This is a genomic window from Planococcus sp. RAB007_Raresut (assembly GCF_057369535.1).
The window spans coordinates 73,061-97,903 of record NZ_JBXYIF010000003.1; the positions used below are offsets into that span (position 1 = coordinate 73,061).

23 protein-coding genes are annotated in these 24,843 nt (G+C 43.4%); 18 read left to right on the forward strand and 5 right to left on the reverse strand.

What is annotated here, in order from left to right; translation table 11 throughout:
- Nucleotides 1–23: 23 nt before the first annotated feature.
- On the reverse strand, nucleotides 24–503 hold the full coding sequence (locus AC2Q9J_RS06990; RefSeq protein ID WP_499038404.1) for a GAF domain-containing protein: 480 nt from the start codon (nucleotides 501–503) through the stop codon (nucleotides 24–26).
- A gap of 13 nt (nucleotides 504–516) precedes the next feature.
- Entirely contained in the window at nucleotides 517–1,323 is an 807-nt protein-coding gene (gene hisJ, locus AC2Q9J_RS06995; protein WP_499038406.1) for a histidinol-phosphatase HisJ, read from the reverse strand.
- A gap of 154 nt (nucleotides 1,324–1,477) precedes the next feature.
- Here hisJ and ezrA point away from each other — a divergent pair, with 154 nt between their 5' ends.
- The 13 genes from ezrA (at nucleotide 1,478) to cuyB (ending at nucleotide 15,002) form a co-directional block, all read left to right on the forward strand.
- Nucleotides 1,478–3,181 carry a septation ring formation regulator EzrA gene (gene ezrA / locus AC2Q9J_RS07000; protein ID WP_499038408.1) on the forward strand — a complete coding sequence of 568 codons (1,704 nt, stop codon included), beginning with the start codon at nucleotides 1,478–1,480 and terminating at the stop codon, nucleotides 3,179–3,181.
- A gap of 352 nt (nucleotides 3,182–3,533) precedes the next feature.
- Nucleotides 3,534–4,637: a cysteine desulfurase family protein gene (locus tag AC2Q9J_RS07005; RefSeq protein WP_499038411.1), complete on the forward strand. Its 1,104-nt coding sequence runs from the start codon at nucleotides 3,534–3,536 to the stop codon at nucleotides 4,635–4,637.
- Nucleotides 4,638–4,642: 5 nt separating this feature from the next.
- A complete protein-coding gene (thiI, locus tag AC2Q9J_RS07010) occupies nucleotides 4,643–5,845 on the forward strand; it encodes a tRNA uracil 4-sulfurtransferase ThiI (protein ID WP_499038413.1) in 1,203 nt (400 codons plus the stop codon).
- A 105-nt stretch (nucleotides 5,846–5,950) separates the two neighbouring features.
- Entirely contained in the window at nucleotides 5,951–7,522 is a 1,572-nt protein-coding gene (gene mbcS, locus AC2Q9J_RS07015) for an acyl-CoA synthetase MbcS (RefSeq protein ID WP_499038415.1), read from the forward strand.
- 139 nt (nucleotides 7,523–7,661) lie between these two features.
- On the forward strand, nucleotides 7,662–8,597 hold the full coding sequence (rarD, locus tag AC2Q9J_RS07020; protein WP_499038417.1) for an EamA family transporter RarD: 936 nt from the start codon (nucleotides 7,662–7,664) through the stop codon (nucleotides 8,595–8,597).
- A 57-nt stretch (nucleotides 8,598–8,654) separates the two neighbouring features.
- Nucleotides 8,655–9,668 (forward strand): signal peptide peptidase SppA, encoded by a 1,014-nt coding sequence (sppA, locus tag AC2Q9J_RS07025; protein ID WP_499038419.1) that lies wholly within the window; start codon nucleotides 8,655–8,657, stop codon nucleotides 9,666–9,668.
- A gap of 12 nt (nucleotides 9,669–9,680) precedes the next feature.
- Complete coding sequence (locus AC2Q9J_RS07030; protein WP_499038421.1) at nucleotides 9,681–10,259, forward strand: RDD family protein; 579 nt, start codon at nucleotides 9,681–9,683, stop codon at nucleotides 10,257–10,259.
- A 34-nt stretch (nucleotides 10,260–10,293) separates the two neighbouring features.
- Entirely contained in the window at nucleotides 10,294–10,800 is a 507-nt protein-coding gene (gene tpx, locus AC2Q9J_RS07035) for a thiol peroxidase (RefSeq protein WP_499038423.1), read from the forward strand.
- A 52-nt stretch (nucleotides 10,801–10,852) separates the two neighbouring features.
- Complete coding sequence (locus tag AC2Q9J_RS07040; RefSeq protein ID WP_499038425.1) at nucleotides 10,853–11,776, forward strand: class I SAM-dependent methyltransferase; 924 nt, start codon at nucleotides 10,853–10,855, stop codon at nucleotides 11,774–11,776.
- 71 nt (nucleotides 11,777–11,847) lie between these two features.
- Nucleotides 11,848–12,033 carry a hypothetical protein gene (locus AC2Q9J_RS07045; protein WP_101801700.1) on the forward strand — a complete coding sequence of 62 codons (186 nt, stop codon included), beginning with the start codon at nucleotides 11,848–11,850 and terminating at the stop codon, nucleotides 12,031–12,033.
- Between the two features lie 164 nt (nucleotides 12,034–12,197).
- Nucleotides 12,198–12,617 (forward strand): universal stress protein, encoded by a 420-nt coding sequence (locus AC2Q9J_RS07050; protein ID WP_499038427.1) that lies wholly within the window; start codon nucleotides 12,198–12,200, stop codon nucleotides 12,615–12,617.
- Nucleotides 12,618–13,118: 501 nt separating this feature from the next.
- Entirely contained in the window at nucleotides 13,119–14,297 is a 1,179-nt protein-coding gene (locus tag AC2Q9J_RS07055) for a carboxylate--amine ligase (protein WP_499039114.1), read from the forward strand.
- A 3-nt stretch (nucleotides 14,298–14,300) separates the two neighbouring features.
- Nucleotides 14,301–15,002: a cysteate racemase gene (gene cuyB, locus AC2Q9J_RS07060; RefSeq protein ID WP_499038429.1), complete on the forward strand. Its 702-nt coding sequence runs from the start codon at nucleotides 14,301–14,303 to the stop codon at nucleotides 15,000–15,002.
- A 57-nt stretch (nucleotides 15,003–15,059) separates the two neighbouring features.
- On the opposite strand, the gene AC2Q9J_RS07065 is transcribed toward cuyB, so the two are convergent.
- Entirely contained in the window at nucleotides 15,060–15,554 is a 495-nt protein-coding gene (locus AC2Q9J_RS07065) for a universal stress protein (protein WP_499038431.1), read from the reverse strand.
- Between the two features lie 337 nt (nucleotides 15,555–15,891).
- Here AC2Q9J_RS07065 and ald point away from each other — a divergent pair, with 337 nt between their 5' ends.
- On the forward strand, nucleotides 15,892–17,007 hold the full coding sequence (gene ald / locus AC2Q9J_RS07070; RefSeq protein ID WP_499038432.1) for an alanine dehydrogenase: 1,116 nt from the start codon (nucleotides 15,892–15,894) through the stop codon (nucleotides 17,005–17,007).
- 80 nt (nucleotides 17,008–17,087) lie between these two features.
- On the opposite strand, the gene AC2Q9J_RS07075 is transcribed toward ald, so the two are convergent.
- Nucleotides 17,088–18,185, reverse strand: coding sequence for a M24 family metallopeptidase (locus AC2Q9J_RS07075; protein ID WP_499038434.1), 1,098 nt, complete (start codon nucleotides 18,183–18,185; stop codon nucleotides 17,088–17,090).
- A gap of 90 nt (nucleotides 18,186–18,275) precedes the next feature.
- Between AC2Q9J_RS07075 and AC2Q9J_RS07080 the strand changes: the two genes are divergently transcribed.
- A complete protein-coding gene (locus AC2Q9J_RS07080) occupies nucleotides 18,276–18,956 on the forward strand; it encodes a metal-dependent hydrolase (RefSeq protein ID WP_499038436.1) in 681 nt (226 codons plus the stop codon).
- A gap of 98 nt (nucleotides 18,957–19,054) precedes the next feature.
- Nucleotides 19,055–20,362: a DRTGG domain-containing protein gene (locus AC2Q9J_RS07085; RefSeq protein WP_499039116.1), complete on the forward strand. Its 1,308-nt coding sequence runs from the start codon at nucleotides 19,055–19,057 to the stop codon at nucleotides 20,360–20,362.
- A gap of 36 nt (nucleotides 20,363–20,398) precedes the next feature.
- Here AC2Q9J_RS07085 and AC2Q9J_RS07090 read toward each other — a convergent pair whose 3' ends face one another.
- On the reverse strand, nucleotides 20,399–20,698 hold the full coding sequence (locus AC2Q9J_RS07090) for a YtpI family protein (protein WP_499038438.1): 300 nt from the start codon (nucleotides 20,696–20,698) through the stop codon (nucleotides 20,399–20,401).
- A gap of 92 nt (nucleotides 20,699–20,790) precedes the next feature.
- On the opposite strand from AC2Q9J_RS07090, the gene AC2Q9J_RS07095 reads away from it, so the two are divergent.
- On the forward strand, nucleotides 20,791–21,735 hold the full coding sequence (locus tag AC2Q9J_RS07095; RefSeq protein ID WP_499038440.1) for a DHH family phosphoesterase: 945 nt from the start codon (nucleotides 20,791–20,793) through the stop codon (nucleotides 21,733–21,735).
- Between the two features lie 22 nt (nucleotides 21,736–21,757).
- Nucleotides 21,758–24,823 carry a DNA polymerase III subunit alpha gene (dnaE, locus tag AC2Q9J_RS07100; protein WP_499039117.1) on the forward strand — a complete coding sequence of 1,022 codons (3,066 nt, stop codon included), beginning with the start codon at nucleotides 21,758–21,760 and terminating at the stop codon, nucleotides 24,821–24,823.
- Nucleotides 24,824–24,843: the final 20 nt, after the last annotated feature.

Below are 24,843 nucleotides of genomic sequence, written 5' to 3' on the forward strand. Positions count from 1 at the left end.
AATTGGAATTTCCGGCTTTTATTTTATAAATGACTAATCAGAATCTCGGTGAAAGCTTCAAGGCCTTCCTGGTCTTCTTCTGTAAAGCGGCTGAGTTCTGGACTGTCGATATCAAGTACACCGAATACTTCACCGTCTTTAATCAGCGGAATGACAATTTCAGAACGTGATGCAGCATCGCAGGCGATGTGGCCTGGGAATTGGTGGACATCTTCGACCAGCATCGTTTTCTTCTCAGATACCGCTGTGCCACAGACACCGCGTCCAACTTGAATGCGGACACATGCTGGAAGACCCTGGAATGGTCCAAGAACCAGTTCGCCTTCTTCCATAAGATAGAAGCCTGCCCAATTGATGCGTTCGAGGAATTGGTTGAGAAGAGCGGCAGCGTTGCTTAGATTGGCGATTCTGTTTGTTTCGCCAGTAAGCAGTGCATCCAATTGTTTGCCGAGCATTGAATATTGTTCAGTGCGTGTTCCGCTGTAATCTGTTTGAGTGAACATGGAAACCCTCATTTCATTTTATGGTGGATTTATTATAGAGTTTTTCGTGATGCTTATGCAAGCCTGCAACACTATGTGCATCAGAACCGTAGACCAATGGAATTCCCAATGATTCCGCATAAGGAAGATAAATCTGAGGCGGATAGGATTCCTGGCAGCCTGGTTTTGAGAAGCCGGCGCTGTTCAAATCGATTTCGTATCCCGCTGACGCGATAAACCGGAACAATTGTTTTATGCGATTGCTGTCGTCTATTTTTTCACCATGATCAAGCTGGAATTTGTGTATCAATGTCGGGTGTCCGATTCGAGTCGGCTTGTATAGCCCTAAATCGGCTGAAATCGATAATTCCACTGCATCGTAGTACAAATCATATAAATCTGAAGTTGTGCCCGCAATTTGAGCGGCTTCCATAAATACACCTTTACTGAAATCAATGCAAATGTATTTCTTGTCCACTTTCAGGAAATGGACCGACAGAATCGAATCGTCCAGCATCGGACCGAATTCATCGAGGAAAAGGCGGGTTTCATTTTCGTAGCCTTGGATGAAATCGACTTCAAGTCCAGTGCGTATTTTGATATCTTTTTTATAAAGGTCTTTCACTTTGTGTACAGCTTCCAGATAAGAGGATAATGTTTTCAAATCCATCCCGCTGTCCTTGTCGGGAGTCGTGTCTTCAAAAGAAGAGGGGAGGGGAGCGTGTTCCGTAAAACTGATATCCGTAAATCCTGAAGCAAGCGCCTTCTCGACATAGGCTTCCAAAGCGTCTTTGGTGCCGTGAGGGCAATAAGGGGAATGGATGTGCGCATCTCTTTTCATGGATCGACCTGCTTTCGATTAAAATGAAAAATTTTATCTGTTTTATTTAATTTTCGCGAACACAAGCGTAAATAACATGTTAAAATAGAAGAATCTAGATATTTTAATTACATAGAGCTGGAAATGTGATTTTGAACAGGGGGCTATATGACTTATGGTGAAGTATATCATCATTGCGGTCATCATTCTATTAGCGGTAATTATCGTCGGCTTTATGTTTCGAAAGAAGCATCACGCGGAAATTGAACGCTTGGAACAATTAAAACTGCAAATACAAAATAAACCGATATTGGAAGAACTGACAAAAGTGAAACAACTCAACATGAACGGCCAGACAGAGGAAATGTTCGAACGCTGGCGCGCTACATGGACAGAAGTGATGGATGTACATATTCCGCAGATTGACGGTATGCTTTTTGACGCGGAGGATGCTGTCGACCGTTTTAAATTCGGGAAGGCGACTGCTTCCGAGAACAAAGCGGAAGAGAAAATCGATCAGGTCGACCGCCAGATGAATGAAATTCTCATTGAACTGGAAGAACTGATCGGCAGTGATGAAAAGAACCGCAGTGAAATGGATCTTCTCAGAGACCAGTACAGACAAGCGAGAAAAAGCTTGCTGGCTCACCAGCATTCATATGGCGCCGCTGCCGTACCACTTGAGAAGAAGCTGGAAACCTTCACTCCATTATTCGAAGAATATGATCAATTGACTGCTGAAGGGAACTATTTAAAAGCGCGTGAGATTGTCATCAGCTTATCGGGCGAAGGCAAGAATATTTTCCGGTTGATTGAAGTCATTCCGCCATTGCTTGCGGATATCCAGTCCAAAATCCCTTCTTATATTAATGAGCTTCGCAGCGGAATCCGCGAGATGGAATCTCAAAGCTATTATCTGGAGCATCTTGAAATTGCCAAACAGCTGGATGCGATGGAAATTGAACTCGAAACTGCTAAAGAACAGGTGATCAATTTAAATATTGAAGAACCGAAGAACGCAGTAGAGGAAATGAAAGAAAAAGTGGATTCCTATTACGAACTTCTTGAAAAAGAAGTTGAATCCAAACACTATGTTGATCAGCATAAAAATGACACAGCTGAAAAACTTGAAAAAGTCACTTTGGAAACACGTGAAATGTCCGATGAATGTGCTGTTGTGCAGCAAAGTTATAAAATCTCGGAAAACGATGCTAAAATTCCAAAAACCTGTCTGGAAGCATTAGAAGAATTACAGAAATGTTTTGATTTGCTCGAATCCCGGACAAATGAAGACCAATCGGCCTATTCAAGCCTTCAGCAGGAATTGAGTGAAATCCGTACGGAACTTGAAAACCTGGATTCAACACAGGGAACTTTCTCTGAATCGCTGAAAAGTCTTCGTACAGATGAGCATAAAGCCCGTGCAAGACTCGAAGTGCTGAAACGAAAATTGCAGGAAACAGACAGAATGCTACATAAAGCCAACACCCCGGGTATCCCCGAAGAAATGGATGTCAGACTTGAAGAAGCGGAAGAAAATCTGTTTGTAGCAATGCAAGGCCTGCAGGAAGTTCCTCTGAACATGAAGTTAGTGGACAATTATTTGGTGAAAGCTGAACGGTCCATTGAAGAAGTCGAGGAAAAAGCGGTTGAAATGGTTGAAAATGTTCAATTGATCGAACGGATCATCCAGTATGGAAACCGTTACCGTAAAACAAATCCTCAGATGAACCAGAAGTTAATGGAAGCCGAGGAGTCATTCCGTCAGCTCCGCTATACCAAGGCGCTGGAAGAAGCTGCGACTGCCGTTGAAAACTTTGAGCCGGGATCCATGAAACGGATTGAAGTGCTTGGCAAGGAAAGTGCTTGGAGAGTATAGATAGAAAAGCGGAAACGGCCGCTCAGCTCCGACAAGCGTAAGACGATTTGGCGAAGCGGCGTGTTTTCAGCCGCACAGTCTCGAAAAGCGGAAGTGCCTGTTCAGCTCTGAAAGGTATAAGACGAAGCAGTGAAGTGGCGTCCTTTGCCACGCAGCTGGTTTGACTTATATCCCGAAGAGCTAGGCACTAAAGTCTAGACACAAAGTGGCTTATGACCCGAAGAGCTGGGCCGCGGGAGTCTGGACAAAGAAAAGCGACCGCGCCCGTTATTTAATTCTGTACTACAGTACCAACAAAAAAAAGAAAACCACCAGCTCCCATGCTGGTGGTTTTCTTTTCGGAGGTAATCTTATGATTTATTTGGATAATAGTGCAACAACTAAACCTAAACAAGAAGTTTTGGAAACCTTCATGAAAGCCAGCGAGCATTATTTTGGAAATCCTGCATCTCTTCATAAAATCGGGAACGACGCTGAAAATCTGCTCGAATCAGCGCGCAAACAAATCGCGCAGATTTTAAATATGGATCAGGTGGTTTTCACTTCAGGCGGCACGGAATCGAATAACCTGGCAATTCTCGGGACAGCCGCAGCTTATGAGCAGCGCGGACGCCATATCATTTCATCGGCCATCGAACATGCCTCAGTATTGAAATCATTGGAAGAACTTGAATACAGAGGCTTTGAAATCACTAGACTTTCCGTCAATAAATCTGGACATATCGACTTGCAAGAACTGAAGGATGCCCTCAGAAACGATACGATTCTCGTAACGCTGATGCATGTCAACAACGAAACAGGAGCTGTAAATCCGATTGCTGAGATTAAAAAATTGTTGGAAGGCACACGGACTTTTCTCCACACAGATGCGGTTCAAAGCATTGGGAAAATTCCTTTAGACAAAGATAATATGCCAGACCTGCTGACCCTGTCAGCCCATAAATTGCATGGACTCAAAGGCAGCGGAATCCTGGCGTTCAACGATGTTCAGCCAGAAGCGGTCATCTTGGGCGGCGGTCAGGAATCCGGCTATAGAAGCGGAACTGTGCCAGTGCCCCTTGCCGCGGCAACGGCAAAAGCATTGCGAATTGCTCAGCCGAACCCACTATTTAAAGAATGGAATAAAAGCTTGAGAGAGTTTTTCAGTACATTTGATGATATTATGGTCATCAGTCCGGAAAATGCTGCTTCGCACATTTTGTCGGTTGCCATGAAGGGCGTTAAAGGGGAAATTTTGGTTTCAGGACTGCAGGATGAATCGGTTATCGTTTCTACATCCAGTGCCTGTTCATCGAAAAACAAAAAAACGAGCCATGTGATTGAAGCGTTGGAAATTCCAGCTGCTTATCGGGATGGTGTCATACGCATCAGTTTTGGCGCGTTTACAAATCAGCAGGATATCAGTATTTTTCAACAAGCATTCAAAAAGGTCCATCGGATTATTAAAGGAGTTTAATATAAATGAAGACAAATCAAATTCTCGTCAGATACGGCGAACTCTCCACAAAAGGCAAAAACAGAAGTTCGTTCATTGGACGGCTACGGGATAATATTCATCATACTTTCAGCGATCTTGGGAAATTGCAGATCAAAGCGGAACGCGACCGCATGTTCATCAATTCAGACAGCGAAGAAGATATGGAAAAAGTGATTGCAAGATTGCCTAAAGTATTCGGCATCCAATCATTCAGTCCAGTCACTGAAACAGAATTGTCGCTTGAAGCAATGCAAACAGCTGCGGTTGCTCTGGTAGGTAAAATGGAGCTGCAAGACAAAAGTTTTAAAGTTGCGGTCAGGCGTGCCAATAAAGACTTCGAACTTCAAAAACCGGAAATTCTCCATGGAATCGGCTCTGCCGTTCTTCGCGCTTATCCTGAACTGTCAGTTCAAATGAAGAATCCAGATATTGAATTGAAAGTGGAAATCCGTGACAAAGCGGCTTATATGACGGCGGAAGTGATCAAAGGTGCAGGAGGTTTGCCGATTGGAGCAGGCGGTAAAGCGCTGCTTATGCTGTCGGGAGGCCTCGACAGTCCGGTTGCAGGTTATCATATGCTGAAAAGAGGAGTCCGATTGGAATTGATCCATTTCTTCAGCCCGCCATTCACGAATGACCGGGCGAAAGAAAAAGTGTTTGATTTGGCTGAAAAGCTAAGTGAATTCGGCTCTTCCGTTAATCTGCATATCATTCCGTTTACAAAGCTTCAGCAGGAAGTCCATAAACAAGTGCCTGACAATATCACCATGACTTCTACCCGCCGCATGATGATGCGCGTTGCAGACAAAGTACTTGAAGCTACAGATTCAAAAGCGATCATAACCGGTGAAAGTCTGGGTCAGGTGGCGAGCCAAACTCTCGAGAGCCTGTACGCAATCAATGCTGTTACGAATACACCCGTATTACGCCCATTGATCTCGACAGATAAGCTGGAAATTATCGACACAGCCATGCAAATCGGTACACATGATATTTCAATCAGACCATACGAAGACTGCTGTACGATTTTCACGCCGGCAAATCCCAAGACAAAACCAAAACTCGACAAAGTGGAATATTATGAAGGGTTTGTCGCTTTCGAAGAACTGATACAGGAAGCGGTCGATGAACGTGAAATCATTAAATTTCCTAGACCGAAAAAAGATGAATTTGAAGATATTCTTTAAAGGCTGCCCCGTGCATCCTTTTATTTTTGGTGAATTATTTTGAATAATAAAATTATTGCGGTACAATAATAAACGTATAAGTAAATCGTTCAAGGGGGTCTCAACATGGATCGTGAAACATTGATGGCACCAAGAGATTATAATCTGGTGGATGAAATTCAAAAGTTTGCGGACGGAAGCGGGAAGATGGCACTTGTCTGGAAAAACGACAAAGGCGACTCCAAAAAAGTCACCTATGATGAATTGATGGCAGCGGCCAACAAAGCTGCTAATAGTTTTGAGAAGGCAGGACTCAAAAAAGGTGATGTGGTACTAGTAATGGTGCCAAGATTAATAGAAGCCTATATTACATATATCGGAGCTTTAAAAGCTGGACTGATTGTTATTCCGAGTTCAGAAATGCTCCGTGCGAAGGATATTTCCTACAGATTAAATCATAGCGGAGCAAAAGCCGTTGTGGCTTATGAACCATTCATGGACCAATTCAGTGAAGTGCCTGAAATGGGGCGTATCGTGAAATTTGTCATCGGCAATTCCGTCAGTTCCTGGACATCTTTAACGGAAGAAATGGAAAACGCTTCTGACCAATATGAAAAAGCGGCAACCCAAAACGATGATATGGCATTTTTATCTTACACCTCCGGTACAACCGGTAATCCAAAAGGGGCGGTTCACAGCCATGGCTGGGCTTATGCGCATCTGCGGACTTCTGCTGAGCACTGGCTCGGCGCAAAAGAAGGCGACCTTGTGTGGGCGACTGCCAGCCCAGGTTGGCAAAAATGGATCTGGAGCCCGTTCCTTGCTACATTGGGCAGCGGAGCTACAGGATACGTCTATAATGGTAAATTTGATCCTGAAACATATTTGCAGATTCTTGAAAGACAGAAAATCAATGTCCTTTGCTGCACACCTACAGAGTACCGCTTAATGGCGAAGCAGAAAAATCTTGCCGATTTCGATTTGTCATCACTTCACAGCGCTGTGTCTGCAGGAGAGCCGTTGAATGCGGAAGTCATCAATGTCTTTAAAGAGCATTTCGGACTGGAAGTAAGAGACGGCTATGGACAGACTGAAAATACATTGCTTGTCGGCGTAATGAAGGGGATGGAAATCCGTATCGGTTCCATGGGCAAGCCGACACCAGGCAACAAAGTTGAGATCATCGACGAGTTCGGGAATCCCTGCCGGACAGGAGAAGTTGGCGATATTGCGGTCCACGCTGAAACTCCTGCCTTATTCAAAGGATATTTTAATGATGATGAGCGGACAAAAATGCAATTCCGCGGCGACTATTATGTAACAGGAGATAAAGCTTCCAAAGATGATGACGGGTATTTCTGGTTTGAAGGACGGGGAGATGACATCATCATTTCTTCTGGCTATACAATCGGGCCGTTTGAAGTTGAAGACGCATTGGTGAAACATCCTAAAGTACAGGAATGTGCTGTAGTCGGTTCACCGGATGAAATCCGCGGCACTGTAGTAAAAGCTTTCGTAGTTCTGGTTGAAGGGTCTGAGCCTTCAGAAGAGCTGGTGAAAGAATTGCAGGACCATGTCAAGGAATTGACAGCTCCTTACAAATACCCAAGATCGGTCGAGTTTTTGGAACAATTGCCGAAAACCGCGTCCGGGAAGATTCGCCGTGTCGAACTGCGCCAAAAGGAAATGAATAAATAAACTGTAAAGCAGCCAAGAGTTGGCCGAAGGTAGTTCGGTCGACTCTTGGCTGCTTTTATTATTGCCTTAGCTTAGCTTGAAGCCTATAATTGAATAATATTTCGATATTGAAAATAAATAAAGATGGTGATTAACCTACATGGCTGATGAGAAAAAAGGGATTATTTATACAATACTGACGTACGCGATGTGGGGAGTCCTTCCAATCTACTGGAAGCAGCTTGGACATGTTCCAAGTGACGAAATCCTGGCAGCGCGAATTTTTTGGGCTTTCTGGGTTACTGTGGCTTTTATTTTTGCAATTGGCGGCCATAAAAAGCTGTTCGCCGACCTTAAATCTTTATGGAAATCAAAGAAAGCATTTTTCACATTGATGCTGGCATCGTATTTAATAACCCTGAACTGGTTCCTTTACATATTCGCTGTGACCAATGACCGGATTGTTGAAACGAGCATGGCATATTACATCAATCCATTGGTATCAATGCTGTTGGGCGTTTTTTTCCTGAAAGAAAAATTGACGCCAGCCATTAAAGTCGCCTTTGTGCTGGCGGCGATCGGAGTCGGAATACTTACAGTTTCCTATGGCGCATTTCCTTGGATGGCATTAGGAATGGCTTTTAGTTTCGCTTTTTATGGATTGATTAAAAAGACGATCAAATTAAATGCTTTACGGGGGCTGGCGCTGGAAACCCTATTTGTTCTGCCTGTGGCGACTGCCTTTTATATTTACTTATTTGCTATCGACAGAGTGGCCTTTACCACTGTGAACATCGAAACTGATGGATTGCTGATTTTGAGCGGAGCTGTCACAGCATTGCCACTAGTGCTTTTTGCCACAGGAGCACCTTTGATTCCGATGTATATGATTGGCTTCCTGCAGTATATCGCTCCTACGATGATGCTTATAATCGGTGTATTGATGTACGGTGAGGAATTCAACCGGACAAGTTTGATTTCCTTTTCATTCATCTGGGTGGCGCTGATTTTATTCACAGCATCCAAAATGGCTGAAGCCAGAAAAATCCGGCGTGAAAAAGTGGCGCAACCTATCGCCTACAGTAAAAAACAATGAAACATTTCCTTAGTTGAAACGTATATTGTACAAGAGAAATAAAGGAGGAATTTTTTTATGAATACGAAAAGGTGGATCGCACTGGTTATTGCTGCAGCAGTGCTTGTGATATCGCTATTGGTCAATTCGGTGTTCGCCATGTTCCAGAGTGATTTTGCCGGCAGTTTCGATGAGTTGATGGCGATGGAGTCAAATCAATTAGAAGAAACGGTCGTCGAACAGGGCAGTGCCAATTCACGAATTGCTGTTCTTGAAGTTGACGGGGCCATTCAGGATACAGGAGAAGCTTCACCTTTATTTGGCGCAGCCGGCTACAATCATGAATTTTTCATGGGACAGCTGGAACAGATCAAAGAAGATGACAGTGTCAAGGCAGTTATGCTGAAGATCAATTCACCAGGAGGCGGTGTTGTGGAGTCAGCAGAAATCCATGACAAAATCACAGAAATCCAGGAAGAAACAGGCAAGCCGTTCTATGTTTCAATGGAAGCAATGGCAGCTTCAGGTGGATATTACATCGCTGCACCAGCTGATAAGATTTTTGTGAATAAAGAAACGTTGACCGGTTCAATCGGTGTCATTATGCAAAGTGTCAATTATGGTGAACTTGCTGAACGGTATGGCGTTGATTTTGTAACGATCAAGTCAGGTCCATATAAAGACATCATGAGTCCTACTCGTGACATGACAGAAGAAGAACGTGAATTACTGCAGGAAATGCTGGACGATTCCTATCAAAGCTTCGTGGATATCATCGTTGAAGGCCGTGACATGCCGGAAGAGGAAGTACGCGCTGTAGCTGACGGACGCATCATGAATGGGCGCCAGGCGGTGGAAGCGAATCTTGCTGATGACTTTGGCTATGAAGAAGATGTAATTGCCGGATTGCGAAATGATTTTGATTTAGCGAATGCACAAGTTTTCAAATATGGAGTATCCCAAAGCTGGGGATCATTACTTAGCGTGAAAGTTCAATCGCTGTTCGGAAACGATATCGAAACGCAGATGCTGACGAAGCTGATGACCGAATACAGTTCACCACGTATGATGTATCTTTATGGTGATAAATAAGGAGGGACAATTATGGCAGACAATATTAATCCTGAAAAACCGGCACATGTTGATGGCGGGAATCTTCAATCGGCAGAAAAACAATATGAAGAAGTGTTGTTCTATGAACGCAAGCCTGCCGGTTTCTGGATCCGTTTCTGGGCTTACCTGATTGACCTCCTTGTTATTTCGGGTGTCACTTCCATTCTATTGAAACCGATATTTGCCCTGATTGGGCTCTCAGTTGATTCATCCAATTGGTACGCCCCTTTCGCGATTTTGTCGGCTCTTCTGTTCTACACATATTTCGTATTAATGACGAAGTTCTTCAGCCAGACAGTCGGTAAAATGATATTCGCCATCAAAGTGGTGTCTTTGAAGAAAGATTCACTCGATTGGGGAACTTTGCTGTTCCGGGAATGGATTGGCCGATTCATATCGGTGACCATTCTTCCGCTTTATTTCATCGTTGGATTTACCTCGCTGAAACAAGGAGTCCATGATTTCTTCGCTGATACGACAGTGGTGCATGAACAATCCTACCGAAAACGGAAAATGATGCAAAAAGTCCCGGATAATGGGTCTGGGTTGCAAGAAGAGAGCGCCTTTTAGTATGATGAAAGTAATCTGAAAGGGAGGCGTTTGAATGGTACAAGTTACATTTAAGGAAAACCCTGTTACCTTACCAAACAAAGAAGTCAAAGTTGGAGATGAAATCCCGGATTTCACAGTACTAGCAAATGACTTGAGTCCCGTAACTGCACAAGATACAGCTGGTAAGATAAGGTTGTTCAGCGTATCACCATCCTTGGATACAAGCGTTTGTTCAGATCAGGCGAAACGCTTCAGCGAGGAAGCCACATCATTGGGAGACGATGTAACAGTTTATTTTATAACTGCTGATTTACCTTTCGCTCAAAAACGCTGGGCTGAAGTCAACGAAATCAAAAACTTAACAATTCTTTCCGATCACCGTGATCTTTCATTTGGAGAAGCATTCGGTGTGACAATGCAGGAACTGCGGTTGCTGGCCCGTTCAATATTTGTAGTGGACAAGAATGATAAAGTGACGTATGTAGAATATGTTCCTGAGGGAACGAATCACCCGGATTATGATAAAGCGATCGAAGCCGTAAAAGAACTGACAAAATAATACTTGGAACCCACTCATTTGAGTGGGTTTCCTTATTGAGGACGGAGAACTAATGAATTCAGCAATGGAAAATGTATTTAATTTTATCGATAAGCATACTTCTGAAATTCAAAAGGAGCAGGAGAATTCCTATCTGGAAAGCTTGCTGACTACTACGGAGAAATGGCTGGACGGTCTGATTGCACCCGAGGAAGAAGCTGGCAAGGAAGATATTCGCAAAGCGATTCAGCTGGCGGTTCTAAAAGGCATGAAAGAACATATCCAGCCCCATCATCAGATGACGCCTGATGCACTTGGTTTGCTGATAGGTTACCTTGTAGAGTTATTTGTGAAGAAGGACCAGGCGACTATTTTAGATCCCGCTGTCGGGACTGGCAACCTGATTTTCACTGTCATGAATTATTTGGATGGCAAACTGGTGGGGGCCGGAGTGGAAATCGATGATCTCCTTATCAAGCTTGCATCCAATACTGGGAATCTAGTTCAGCAGCCGGTCACCCTTTACTTGCAGGATGCATTGCAGCCATTGATGATAGATCCGGTAGATGCAGTGGTGTCTGATTTGCCGGTTGGATATTATCCAAATGATGAAAATGCGGCAACATATGAACTGAAAGCTGAAGAAGGAATGTCGTATGCACATCATCTTTTCATCGAGCAATCACTGAAACACACGGCAGACGGCGGTTATTTGTTCTTTATCGTACCCAAAGCATTATTTGAATCACCGATGGCAGGCCAGCTGCATAATTATTTGAAGAAGACAGCAGACATACAGGCAGTAATGGAATTGCCTGAGACACTCTTTAAAAATTCTTCGCATGCCAAAGGGATTCTCGTGCTGCAGAAGAAAAAAGAAGGCGTTAAAGCGCCGAAAGAAGTGTTGTTGGCGAGAGTTCCGAATATGTCGAAGCAGGGTTCAATGGCAAAATTTTTTACACAAGTAAATAATTGGTTTAAAGAAAATAAAGAATGAAATGGTGGAAATATGCTATACTGTAAATAGCAGAAATATTGCATCAGTCCAATTGAAAAGAGGGATGACACGTGAGTGAATCCAATGAAACACCAAAAAAAGTTAGCTTGCAGGAAGCTGTAAAGCGCCAGCTTGAAGCTAAGAAAAATCAGGCTTCCGGTAAAAAAGGAAGCGGCAACGCATCTTTGGAAACAAAAAAGATGAAGAGCCAGCAAACAAAGAAAGTCAATAACACAAGACGTAAAATGGGTGTCTAAAGATCTTCAAACAACATAATAGATGAAAAAAGCGGACCTCACCAGGTCCGCTTTTTTTATTTTTTTGCAGTTTTCCATTCCTATAATAAAGGGATAAGCGCAGCTTTATAGAATTATTTATTAAGAGATAAAACATATAATCACCATTCGAAGGAGTGGAAACTATGTACCGATCGATTTTAATAGCAGCAGATGGCTCCGAAAATTCATTGCGTGCTGCCAAAGAAGCGGTAAAGTTAGCTTCTTTGGTGAAAGGGACAGAAGTAACGATAATATATGTCATTGATCACAATGAGGCTGGCAACGAGGAAATCCATCGCCATGCTTCAGCTGAAATTGAACTGGCCCGGCAGAAGAAAATCCAGCCTATTATAGAACTGCTTGAAAAAGAAATGGTATTTCACAAAGTGGAAATGATCTACGGTGTCCCTACCCACGTTATAGCAGAGTATGCGAATGACCGGAATTTCGACATTCTGATAATGGGGAAAAGAGGATTGAATCCAATGCAGGAAATGGTGCTTGGCAGTGTCAGCCGTGCAGTAGTAAACAAGGTCGATATGCCGGTGCTAATTGTAAAATAAATCTGTTGAACCTATAAGATAAAGGAGTGTGTCTGCATGATATGGATGATCATAGTGGTAATTGCGTATATCCCGATTTTTTATAAGATTCATCATAGGATTGGCCAGCTCGAAGATGAAATTGCTCAATTAAAGGAAGAAATGGACTGAACAGAAAACTGTAATAAGTGAAGAGAATGTGAACGTCTCATTACTTAAGTTTCCAATCAAGCTATAAAGGATATAGAAAAAGGACGGAGTTTATCCGTCCTTTTTCCTGTTTAATAAAGCTTTATACCAGGATTTTTTCCTTATTCATAGTTAGCGTTTCTATTAAACCGTTTGAAAATGCTATAATTACTGATTGTGATGGATATTTAAGTGACAGAGGGAATGCCTCTAAACAATGAAGGTGTCCTGGAATATGATAGACTAGGACTATAATAAATTAAAAGAGAGCTGATAAACTTGACTGCAAATAAGAAAGAAACCGAATTTTTACCGGTGCTTCTAGGTTCTGATATGAACGCCTATGGAATGGCCCGTTCTTTTTACGAAGCATATGGCATTAAGCCGCTTGTTTTGGGAAGGTCCAATCTTTCTGCAACCCAGTATAGTGACATCCTGCATTTACGGGTAATTGAAAACTTGAACGAAGAAAAAACGTTTCTTCCTTCAGTACTGAATATCGCACAGGAGTTCAAAGGGAAAAAGCTTTTGCTGCTGGCTTGCGGAGATGATTACGCGAAACTAATCATTCGCAACAGAGATAAGCTGACGCCTTATTTTGCGGTTCCATATATTGATGAAAAACTGATGGATCGTCTGGTCCTAAAAGAGAACTTCTATGATATATGCGAGCAATATGGATTTAGCTATCCACGTACGGACCTTTGCACGTATGAGAATTACAAGGAATTCACACCGAATTTCTCGTATCCGATTATCATAAAGGCGTCAAATTCTGTCGCATATTGGAATTGTTCGTTCCCAGGCAAAAAGAAAGTCTTCGTTGCACATGATAAAGCAGAAAAAGACGCAATTCTCAATGCTATCTACAGTTCTTCCTATAAAGACAATCTGACAATCCAGGAATTCGTACCCGGCGATGATTCCTTCATGCGGGTTTTGAATGCTTATGTCGGAAAAGACGGGAAAGTAAAACTGATGGCGCTTGGCAACCCGATTCTTGAAGAGCATTCACCGGAGGGAATCGGCAGTTACGCTGCGATCATTAATACTTTCGATCAAAAACTGATGGACAAAGTACGCTTTTTCTTGGAAGACATAGGCTATACCGGCTTTGCCAACTTCGATATGAAATATGATGCACGTGACGATACTTACAAATTATTTGAGATCAATCTGCGGAATGGACGCAGCAGCTATTATGTGACTGCAAGCGGACACAATCTCATGAAATATGTAGCGGATGATCATATCTTCAATAAACCGCAGAATTTGGTTTATGCCAAAGACAAGCACCTGTGGCTGATCATACCTAAAAAAGTCCTTTTCAAATACGCACAGAATGAAGTATTGAAAAATGAAGCCAAACGGCTGATCAAAGAAGGAAAAGTCACAAATTCCTTGTTTTATAAAAAAGATTTCAATACTAAACGCTGGATCAAATTGTCATTGAATAATTTAAATTACCATCGTAAATACAAAAAATACTTTAATAATAAGGGTCTGTCATAAGTTATGGAAAAAAAAACACTGGGCATCGTTGGCGGGGTAGGACCGCTTGCGACTATGTTTATAGGTGAAATGATCGTACGCCGAACTAAGGCTGCAAAAGATCAGGATCATGTAAACTCCATTATTACGAATAATACGCGCATTCCTGATCGGACTGCCTATATCATGGGGCACTCCAACAATAATCCTGTACCTGTCATGATTGAGGATATGAAAAAATTATCTTCAATCGGTGCGGAAATCATTATTATTCCCTGCAATACAGCTCACACTTTTTATGATGAGCTTCAACAAGGCTCGCCTGTTCCCGTTATCCATATGATTCGGGAGACCATGAATCGGGCATTTCAACAAGGTGCGGGAAAAGTGGGTATTCTTGCCACTACCGGGACCGTAACATCCAAGGTCTATCAGCATGCAGCAACTGAATATGGGCTGGAACCTGTTTTGCCAAGCGATGAAATCCAAGGAAAAGTCATGTCCATTATCTACGATAATATTAAAGCGGGAAAAAATGCGGATAAAGAAACATGGCATGAAATAGTCAACTATATGGAGAGGCAGGGATGCGACCGGATAGTATTGGGCTGCACCGAACTGTCCATTGTAAAAAAGGAAATGGAACTTCCTGATTTTTATCTTGATTCTTTAATAGTACTGGCCGAGACAGCCATCATTTCCTGCGGTTATGAGCTTGCTGAATAATCGGCGTAAAAAAAACCTTTTCCATGACTGGAAAAGGTTTTTTTTCGTGGTCGTTAATTAAGCTGTTGGATTTTGTGGCTGATCTGCTCTGCCTTGTAAATCAGACGGGGCATCGTCAGTGCGCACTACGAGTACGTCGCAACTCGCTGATCGTACAATATGTTCGGATACGCTACCGATCAGGAAACGTTCAACTGCATTTAAACCAGTAGCTCCGCAGATAATTAGGTCCGCGTGCACTTTTTTAGCAAGGTCCCGTGAAATCATTGTTTTAGGCGAACCGTAATCCACTACAATGTTTACGTTCTCCACGCCTGCGGCCATTGCTTCTTTCTTATAATCGGCCAAGAGGTCTTCAGCGAATTTCTGCGCTCTGTCAGCGATGGAACGATCATAGGCTTCGATAGCTGCAAATGATCTAGTATCAATAATATTGATCAGGTTCAAAGTTGCGTTATTACGTGTTGCGATGCCCACTGATTTTTTGAAAGCCCATTCAGCTTCTTTCGAGCCATCAACTGCCACAAGAATTTGTTCGTATTTTAATGTCATGATTACATTCCTCCTGTTCTATTTATGAAATTCGATACAAGTAGTTCCAGCTCCTTCTTTTTCTTGAAAAAAACGCTTATAACCTGTGTCAATAATATGTATGAAACAATGAAGCAAACATTAAAGTTATTTTAGTATAAGAAGAATTTGTTAAATAATTGGAATATTACATATTAATCCATAATAATATACGCGGGAATAGGGGATAAAATAAAAGATTTTCAAATTGCTAAATAAAATTGGGCAAAGTCTAATAATATCTGATAGAATGGATTTGCTTTGAAGTATAAAATTTCTAATCTATATTTCCTATTAAATATCATTGGAGGGTTTCACTATGCGTATTGGAGTTCCAACAGAAGTGAAAAATAACGAAAACAGAGTAGCGATGACGCCGTCAGGTGTTGTCAATTTATCATTATATGGCCATGAAGTATTTATTCAGGCTGGAGCGGGCCTTGGTTCCGGTTTTACGGATGAAGACTATAGTTCTGCTGGAGCAAGCATTGTTGCAACAGCAGAAGAAGCATGGAACCAGGAAATGATCATGAAGGTGAAAGAGCCGACAGCATCTGAATATGGCTATTTCCGTGAAGGAATGATCCTGTTCACCTACTTGCACCTTGCTCCTGAACCGGAATTGACAAAAGCTATGCTGGATTCGAAAGTTATCGGAATCGCTTATGAGACTGTACAGCTTCCGAATAACTCATTGCCGTTGTTAACGCCAATGAGTGAAGTTGCCGGTAAAATGTCAACTCAAATCGGTGCTCAGTTCCTGGAAAAAATCCATGGCGGCGGGGGAATCCTTCTAGGCGGAATTCCTGGAGTATCACGCGGGAAAGTAACAGTCATCGGCGGTGGTGTAGCAGGAACGAATGCTGCCAAAGTAGCCGTTGGCATGGGGGCTAACGTAACGATTCTTGACTTGAATCCGGATCGCCTGCGCCAATTGGATGATCTTTTCGGCCAGGATGTTCAGACAATGATTTCAAACCCGTTGAATATTGCAGATGCTGTTGAAAAATCGGATCTTGTTATCGGCGCTGTTTTGATTCCGGGTGCGAAAGCTCCTAAATTAGTGACAGAAGACATGATCAAGTCGATGAAACCAGGATCTGTTGTGGTGGACATCGCAATTGACCAAGGCGGTATTTTCGAAACGAGCGACCGCATCACGACTCACGATCAACCGACATACATCAAGCATGATGTTGTGCATTACGCTGTTGCGAACATGCCTGGAGCGGTTCCGCGTACATCCACAATCGGCTTGACGAACGTGACTGTTCCTTATGCAGTGCAAATAGCCAACAAAGGCTACAAACAGGCAATCCTTGAAAACGAAGCATTGAAAAAAGGTGTGAACACGCTTAATGGCTATGTGACATACAAAGCGGTTGCCGATGATCAAGGCGTCGAATACAAATCAGTCGACGACCTGTTGGCTTAAAAGAATAAATACTTGCAACTGTTGTACAGTCTGCATGAATATGAAAAGCTGCGCCGGATAAAATTCCAGCGCAGCTTTTTTTAATTATTGATGATCTGCAGTTCTTTTGGATATTTCGTCAACACTTCTACGCCATCTTCGGTAACGGCAAGATCGTCTTCAATTCTAACGCCGACTTTTCCAGGTACATAGATTCCAGGTTCGATGGTGAAGACCATGCCTGCTTCCATTTTCATATCATTCGATCCGTGGAGAGAAGGGAATTCATGGACAGAAATGCCGAGTCCATGTCCCAGGCGGTGGGTGAAGTATTCACCGTATCCCGCTTCCTCGATTACGCCGCGGGAAATACCGTCTAGCTCCGCGGCTGTTACGCCAGGTTTAACGGCGTTCAATGCGGCAAGCTCAGCTTTAAGCACAATATCATAAACTTTTTTCTGTTCCTCACCTGGTTCACCCAGAGCCAGGGTGCGTGTGATATCCGAACAATAACCCTTGTGGACGACTCCGAGGTCGAACAGGACAAGATCGCCTTTTTGTAATTTGCGGTCTCCTGTCTTGCCATGTGGAGAAGCTGCATGGTCTCCGGTCAATACTGTGGTATCAAATGACATATGCGTCACTCCAAGCTTTTTCAAAGCAAGTTCAATTTCAGTCATGACTTCGATTTCAGTGATGCCTTCTTTAATTGTTTTCGCTGCAACTTCAATTGCGTAATCGGCAAGCTCCGCCGCCTCGCGAAGGATGTCCAATTCTGCAGTGTCCTTGATGACACGCATGGCACTTGTTTTTTCATCGATTCCCACGATTTTTGGAGATCCGAAAAATTCGTTGATGGCATCATAGCGTTCCATGATCATATGTGATTTTTCGACCGCCAAGGTTTTGATGGAGAAAACGGTTTCACTAGCCGTCCGGTACAGAATCTCCATCGCATTGTCAGTGTCCGTATGGCCGACGATACTGCCATTCCATCCGGCATTTTTTGCATCCGGAATTTCCATCTGGGGACAGATCAGAAAAGGTTCGGACTCTCTGAAAATCATAACGCCGAGAAGACGTTCGTGCGGATTGCTTTTGAATCCCGTAAAATAAAATACGTTATCCGGGTTGGTGATAAATGCTGCATCGATATTATTTTCTTTTAGATAGCCCTGTAAATTACTGATTTTGTTCATAAGTGAATTCCTCCTCTATATGTGTAGCATAACAAAGATAAGGGTATAAGACAGCTAGAAACTGAACGCATACTTAAATGGAGGGATAACATGAAAATTTCTTATCATGGACATTCAGTCGTCAAAATTATAACCGGAGGCAAAACGATATTAATCGATCCATTCATTGACGGCAACAAGCTTTGCGATTTGAATTCCAGCAAAGAGAAACCCGATATGATTCTTCTTACACATGCGCATAACGACCATGTCGGCGACACGGTGGACATCGCTAAAGAAAATGATTCTACGGTTGTGGCGCCTGTCGAACTGGCCAATTATCTCGGTACTTTCGGGATTGAAACCGTCGGCATGAACCTGGGCGGTGCAAAGGAATTCGATTTTGGAACAGTCAAATACACGAAAGCATTCCACAGTTCCTCCTATACGACGGAAGACGGCGATGTGATCTATGGCGGTATGCCGGCTGGGATTCTCTTTAAGGCAGAAGGAAAGACGGTCTATCATGCAGGAGATACAGAGTTGTTCGGAGATATGGAACTTATCGGCAAACGCAATGACATTGACGTCGCATTTCTGCCAATCGGCGATTTCTTCACTATGGGACCTGAAGATGCTGCATATGCGGCAGAGCTTCTTAAAGCGAAAACTGTGGTGCCCATCCATTACAATACGTTTCCGCCGATTAAACAGGATCCCGAAGAATTCAAGAAGATGGTCAAAGGTTCCGATGTAAAGGTAATGAAAGCTGGAGACCAGTTCGAAATTTAAACCCAAACCCCCGAAGAGCTATCATTCTTCGGGGGTTTCTGTATTAGGAAATATGGTACACTAAAAGCATCAGGAACGCAGAAAGAATGGGTGAAATCATGGCGACAAAACATGAACAGATACTGGATTATATTGAAACGCTGGAAGTCGGGGAAAAAATATCCGTCCGACGCATTGCAAAGGAATTGCAGGTCAGTGAAGGAACAGCTTACCGTGCTATCAAAGAAGCTGAAAACAAACGCCTTGTTTCCACAATTGAGCGGGTCGGCACCATCCGCATCGAACGAAAAAAGAAAGAGAATATTGAGCGTCTGACTTACGCCGAAATCGTCAATATTGTGGACGGCCAGGTACTTGGCGGCCGGACCGGATTGCATAAGTCATTGACTAAATTTGTCATAGGGGCGATGCAGCTGGAAGACATGATGCGCTATACGGAAGCGGGCAACCTGCTGATCGTAGGCAATCGCTTCAAAGCCCATGAATATGCGCTTCAAGCTGGAGCAGCTGTATTAGTGACTGGAGGCTTTGATGCTTCGGACACAGTCAAAAAACTGGCGGATGAATACGAATTGCCGGTTATCTCTACCAGCTATGACACGTTTACTGTAGCTACAATGATCAACCGTGCCATCTATGACCAATTGATCAAGAAAGAGATTCTTTTGATAGAGGATATATTAATTCCGCTTGAAAACACCCACTATCTTCATCATCTTGATCCAATCAGCCGTTATCGTGAATTGAACAAGGAAACGACCCATGGCGGATTTCCGGTTGTTGATGATACAGGCAGGATAATCGGAATATTGACCTCGCGGGATATCATCGGTTTTACGGATGACGACAGCGTTGAAAAAGCTATGACGAAAGATCCCATCACGGTCACGCTGCAAACAAGCGTAGCATCTGCGGGACACAGGATGATATGGGAAGGAATCGATCTTTTGCCGGTCATTGATGACCAAGGGAAATTATGCGGAGTCATCAGCCGGCAGGATGTATTGAAAGCCATCCAAACAGCGCAGCGGCAACCGCAACAAGGTGAAACGATAGACGACATCATTATCAGCCAATTGCAGATGAAGCCGCACGAAAAACTGTCGTTGGAATTCCGGGTAACGCCACAAATGACCAATTCTTATGGATCAATATCGTACGGAGCTTATACGACTATCCTGTCAGAAGCCGCGACCAGCGCATTGAAAACGAAAAACCGTAAAGACAGTGTACTTGAAAATATGACGATCTATTTCCTGAAGCCGGTTCAATTGGACTCCCTGATTTACATTAAACCATCAATTTTGGATATCAGCCGTAAGTCGGCGAAGGTGGATATTGAAGTGTCATTCGAAGGGGAAATTGTCGGTAAAGCCATGCTGACGTTCCAATTGCTGGATCGTTAAAGCAATAAAAAACCCCCTCATCCAGAGGGGGATTTGCTATTCGTTCAGCCGTGTTTCTTCAGCAACGAACTTATGATAATGTCTTGCTGCTTTGTAATTATAAATCATCAATGCCAGTCCCAAAACGATAAAGATTCCGGAAATGATATAAGTGACAACGCTTTGGAAAATCGTTAATTGATTTATTCCAAAAAAGAATACAAAGCTGCCAAGGAATATGGAAGCTGTAGATGCGTACCATTTTCTGCGGATTGGCAATGTCGCTCGGAACTGCTTTGTTTTATAATAGAAATAAAACAAGATAGACACTATTATTAGAAAAAAGAAAATTAGCATAAGGACCTCCTGTATTCCAAAACTTTCTTCTATTGTACTGAGAAACGTCCCCGAATGCGAATGGATTTCCTTGAAAAACGGAGGAATGCCCTATGAACAGTCAAATCATCGACACAATTGAACAGTATGAAACAATCATTATCCACCGGCATGTCAGACCTGACCCAGATGCATACGGATCACAGCTGGGTTTAAAATACATACTCCAACATAATTATCCTGAAAAAACAATTCTGGCAGCTGGAGAACACGACCTGACAATGGAATTCCTCGGCACTCAGGATGAAGTCGCTGATGAAGATTACAATGGAGCACTTGTCATTATCACCGATACCGCCAATACTGAGCGGATTGATGATCAGCGCTATTTAAAAGGGGAAAAAATCATTAAAATTGATCATCATCCGAATGATGATGCTTACGGTGATTTATTGTTGGTGGATACAGGCGCAAGCTCCTCGTCAGAGCTCATCTACGAATTATTTGAAGTTGGCCAAAATCAGGAAAACTGGGAGCTGCCGGCATCCGCGGCCCGTCAGCTGTATGCGGGCATCATCGGCGATACAGGCCGTTTTCTTTTCCCGAGCACAACTCAAAAGACATTCCGGATTGCCGGTGAACTGATCAAGAGTGATTTTGACCGCAATGCGCTGCATAACGGTATGTATGAAATGGAAAGAAAGCTTCTGCATCTGCAGGGCTATATGTACCAGAACTTTAAAATGGATGAAAACGGCGCCGCTTACGTGAAGATCACATTGGATATTTTAAAAGAATTTGAAGTCACCGCTACCGAAACTTCATTGCTTGTCAGCTCACTTGGTAATGTTAAAGGAATGAAGGCCTGGGTAATTTTCATTGAAGAAGAAGATGAGATTCGTGTGCGTCTTCGCTCAAAAGGACCGGTGATCAACGAATTGGCGAAAGAGTTCAACGGCGGCGGCCATCCGATGGCTTCCGGAGCTACAGCTTATTCATGGCAGGAAGCTGAACAAGTGATTGCCCGGCTGAAGGAAATTTGCGCAACAGCGGAATAAGAAAGGAGGGATTGCTTTGTCAATGGCATATCCATATATAAGTACGTCAGCCGATCTGTTAAAAAGTACGGTGCGCCTTGATGAACTTTTCCCTTTTCTGAAAGAACAAGGGACCTCTTCGGTCGCAATCGTCAATTCGAAACTATACGGTGTGCTGCCATTTTGGGAAGCATGCTATCAAGCCGGCATCCATGGGGTGCTCGGCTTTTCAACGTATATGGAATACGACGGCCAGCCGTATCCGGTTGTGCTATATGCACAATCCAATAAAGGCTATGGCAATCTGTTGAAGATATCCAGCGCTTTGGCGACAAGGAAGCGAAAGGCGATCCCGGAACAATGGCTGAACGCATATAAAGAAGGACTCATCTGCGTTATACCTAATTCAGTCGAATGGACATTAACCAACCGTAATGATGCCTTCGATTATATTTCTCGGCTTTTTGGTGATTTTTGTTATGGAAGTGTGCAACGGCCTGGTGGAAATGTCTCTGATAACGAAACAGGTTTCATTGAGGCATGTGCCCGGACCGCTGTGCCGATTATGGCGACTCAAGAAGTAAAGTATCTAAAAAAGGAAGGCGCGTTTGCGTACGAAGTGGCATCTGCCATCGGGCAAGGGTTGAAACTTTCAGATGATCAGCGGCTTCAGCCGGAACATACAGACGCTTATGCGCCGACTGCTGAAGAGTTGAAGGATTGGTTTTCAGACCGTCCAGAATGGCTCGATGCTGCTGAACAGATGCTCTTAAGCTGTAAAGTCACCATACAGACCAATCGGCAGCTTTTGCCCGTTTTTCCTTTAGACAGCCAAGTGGATAAAGCGGAGTACATAAAAAAACTTTGTGTGGATGGACTGAAGGGCAGATTGAACACGGGTTCCGTTTCGTCGGAATATCTCTCTAGACTGGACTATGAGCTTGGTGTCATTAAATCGATGGGTTATATAGATTACTTCCTGATTGTTTCGGATTTTATGAGATTCGCTCGAAATGAAGGGATTATGACCGGCCCTGGCCGTGGTTCGTCCGCCAGTTCACTGGTTGCCTACTCTCTTCAGATTACAGATGTCGACCCGCTTGAACATGGCTTGCTCTTTGAGAGGTTCCTGAATCCGGAGCGGGTTACTCTTCCGGATATCGATATTGACTTTGCCGATCACCGCAGACATGAAGTAGTGGAATATGTCGCGAATAAATACGGACAGGCCAGAACCGCACAAATCATCACATTTGGAACTTTATCCGCAAAAGCGGTGGCAAGGGATACGGCTCGCGTTTTTGGATTCGAGGCAGAAGACTTGGATGCCATTTCGAAAATGATTCCGAGCCGACCGGGTACAACCTTACGAACCGCGTTAAAGGAAAATACTAAATTGAACGATTGGATCATCGCCCGTGAGGAACGAAAAACCTGGTTCAAAACTGCGCTGCAGCTGGAAGGTTTGCCGCGCCATGCTTCAACGCATGCCGCTGGCGTGATTCTTAGCCCTTCATCATTAGTGGATTATATTCCAATTGAAGAAGGGAACGAAGGAATCTATTTGACGCAATGGCCGATGGGAGAACTTGAAGCCATCGGTTTATTGAAGATGGATTTTCTCGGCTTGCGCAATCTGACGATTTTAGAACAGATTAAAAAACTTCTTTCCAGGGGGACCGGTACATCGATCGATTACCGAAAATTGCCTTTGGATGATGTAAATACTTATAAAATATTGGCGGCCGGGGATACCAGCGGCGTATTTCAGCTGGAATCCGATGGAATGAGAAATGCTTTGAGGCAGATAAAGCCCACCGCTTTCGGAGATATTGTTGCAGTCAATGCATTATTCAGACCAGGCCCGATGGAATTCATCCCACTCTATGCCAAAAGAAAACATAAGCAGGAAAATGTTACTTATGTTCATCCGATTCTTGAACCCGTACTGTCAGAAACCCATGGGGTCATCGTCTACCAGGAACAGATCATGCAGATTGCCGCCCGAATGGCTGGATTCTCTCTGGGTGAAGCAGATATTCTGAGACGCGCAGTCAGCAAAAAGAAACGTGAAATCCTGGACCAGGAAAGAGTCCATTTTGTGCAGGGAGCTTTGAAAAAAGGCTTTAAGGAAAGTGAAGCCACCGAAGTCTACGATTTAATCGTGCGCTTCGCTGATTACGGTTTCCCCAAAAGCCATGCGGTCGCTTACAGTATGATTTCATATCAGCTCGCTTATATGAAAGCGAATTATCCCATTTACTTTTATGCTGCAATGCTTGCCAATTCGTCAGGCAATGCAGAAAAGACAAAACAGCTCCTGCAGGAGATCAAGGAGAAAAAGATTCCTGTTTTGCCGCCGTCAATCCAAAGCAGCTTTAAGTCTTTTACCATTGAGGACAATAAAATACGGATTGGCTTGAACAGTGTTAAGGGAGTTCCAGGCACGGTTATAAACGCAATAATTCTGGCCAGAAAAGATGGGGGTCCGTTCACCAGCCTATTTAATGTAGCTGAGCGGATTTCCGCCATCCACTTTACCCGCAAAGCGTTTGAACCGCTGATTAAAGCTGGAGCGCTGGATGAGTTCGAACTTGACCGCGCAACGCTGCTCGCCTCATTGGATAGTGCTGTCAAGCATGCAGAACTCGTTAAACCGGATGAAGAGCCAGGGCTGTTTGATGATATGGGTGCAAGCTTTATGAAGCCGAAATACACCAAAGCTTCACCGATTCCGGAGAATTTGAAATTGGATCTGGAAATGGAAGTGCTCGGATTTTATCTTTCGACACATCCCATCGAAAGGGAAAAAGAACAGCGGCAAAAAGATTTTGATGAGTTGAAATCCCTGAAGCATAAACGCGACAAAGAACGGGTGAATGTGCTGGGGATGATTGAAGAGGTCAAAAGGATCCGAACAAAAAAAGGCGATGCAATGGCATTTGTCACTTTGCAGGATGATACAGGTCCAGCATCTGTCACTTTATTCCCGGAGGAATATGCGAAATATAATGCCATTCTTAAAGAACAGGCAATCATTGAAGTCCAGGGCACAATTGAAAACCGGATGAACAGGACCTCGGTTATCTGTAAAAATATCAGTATGTAACTGCTTTTCCAATCGGAAAA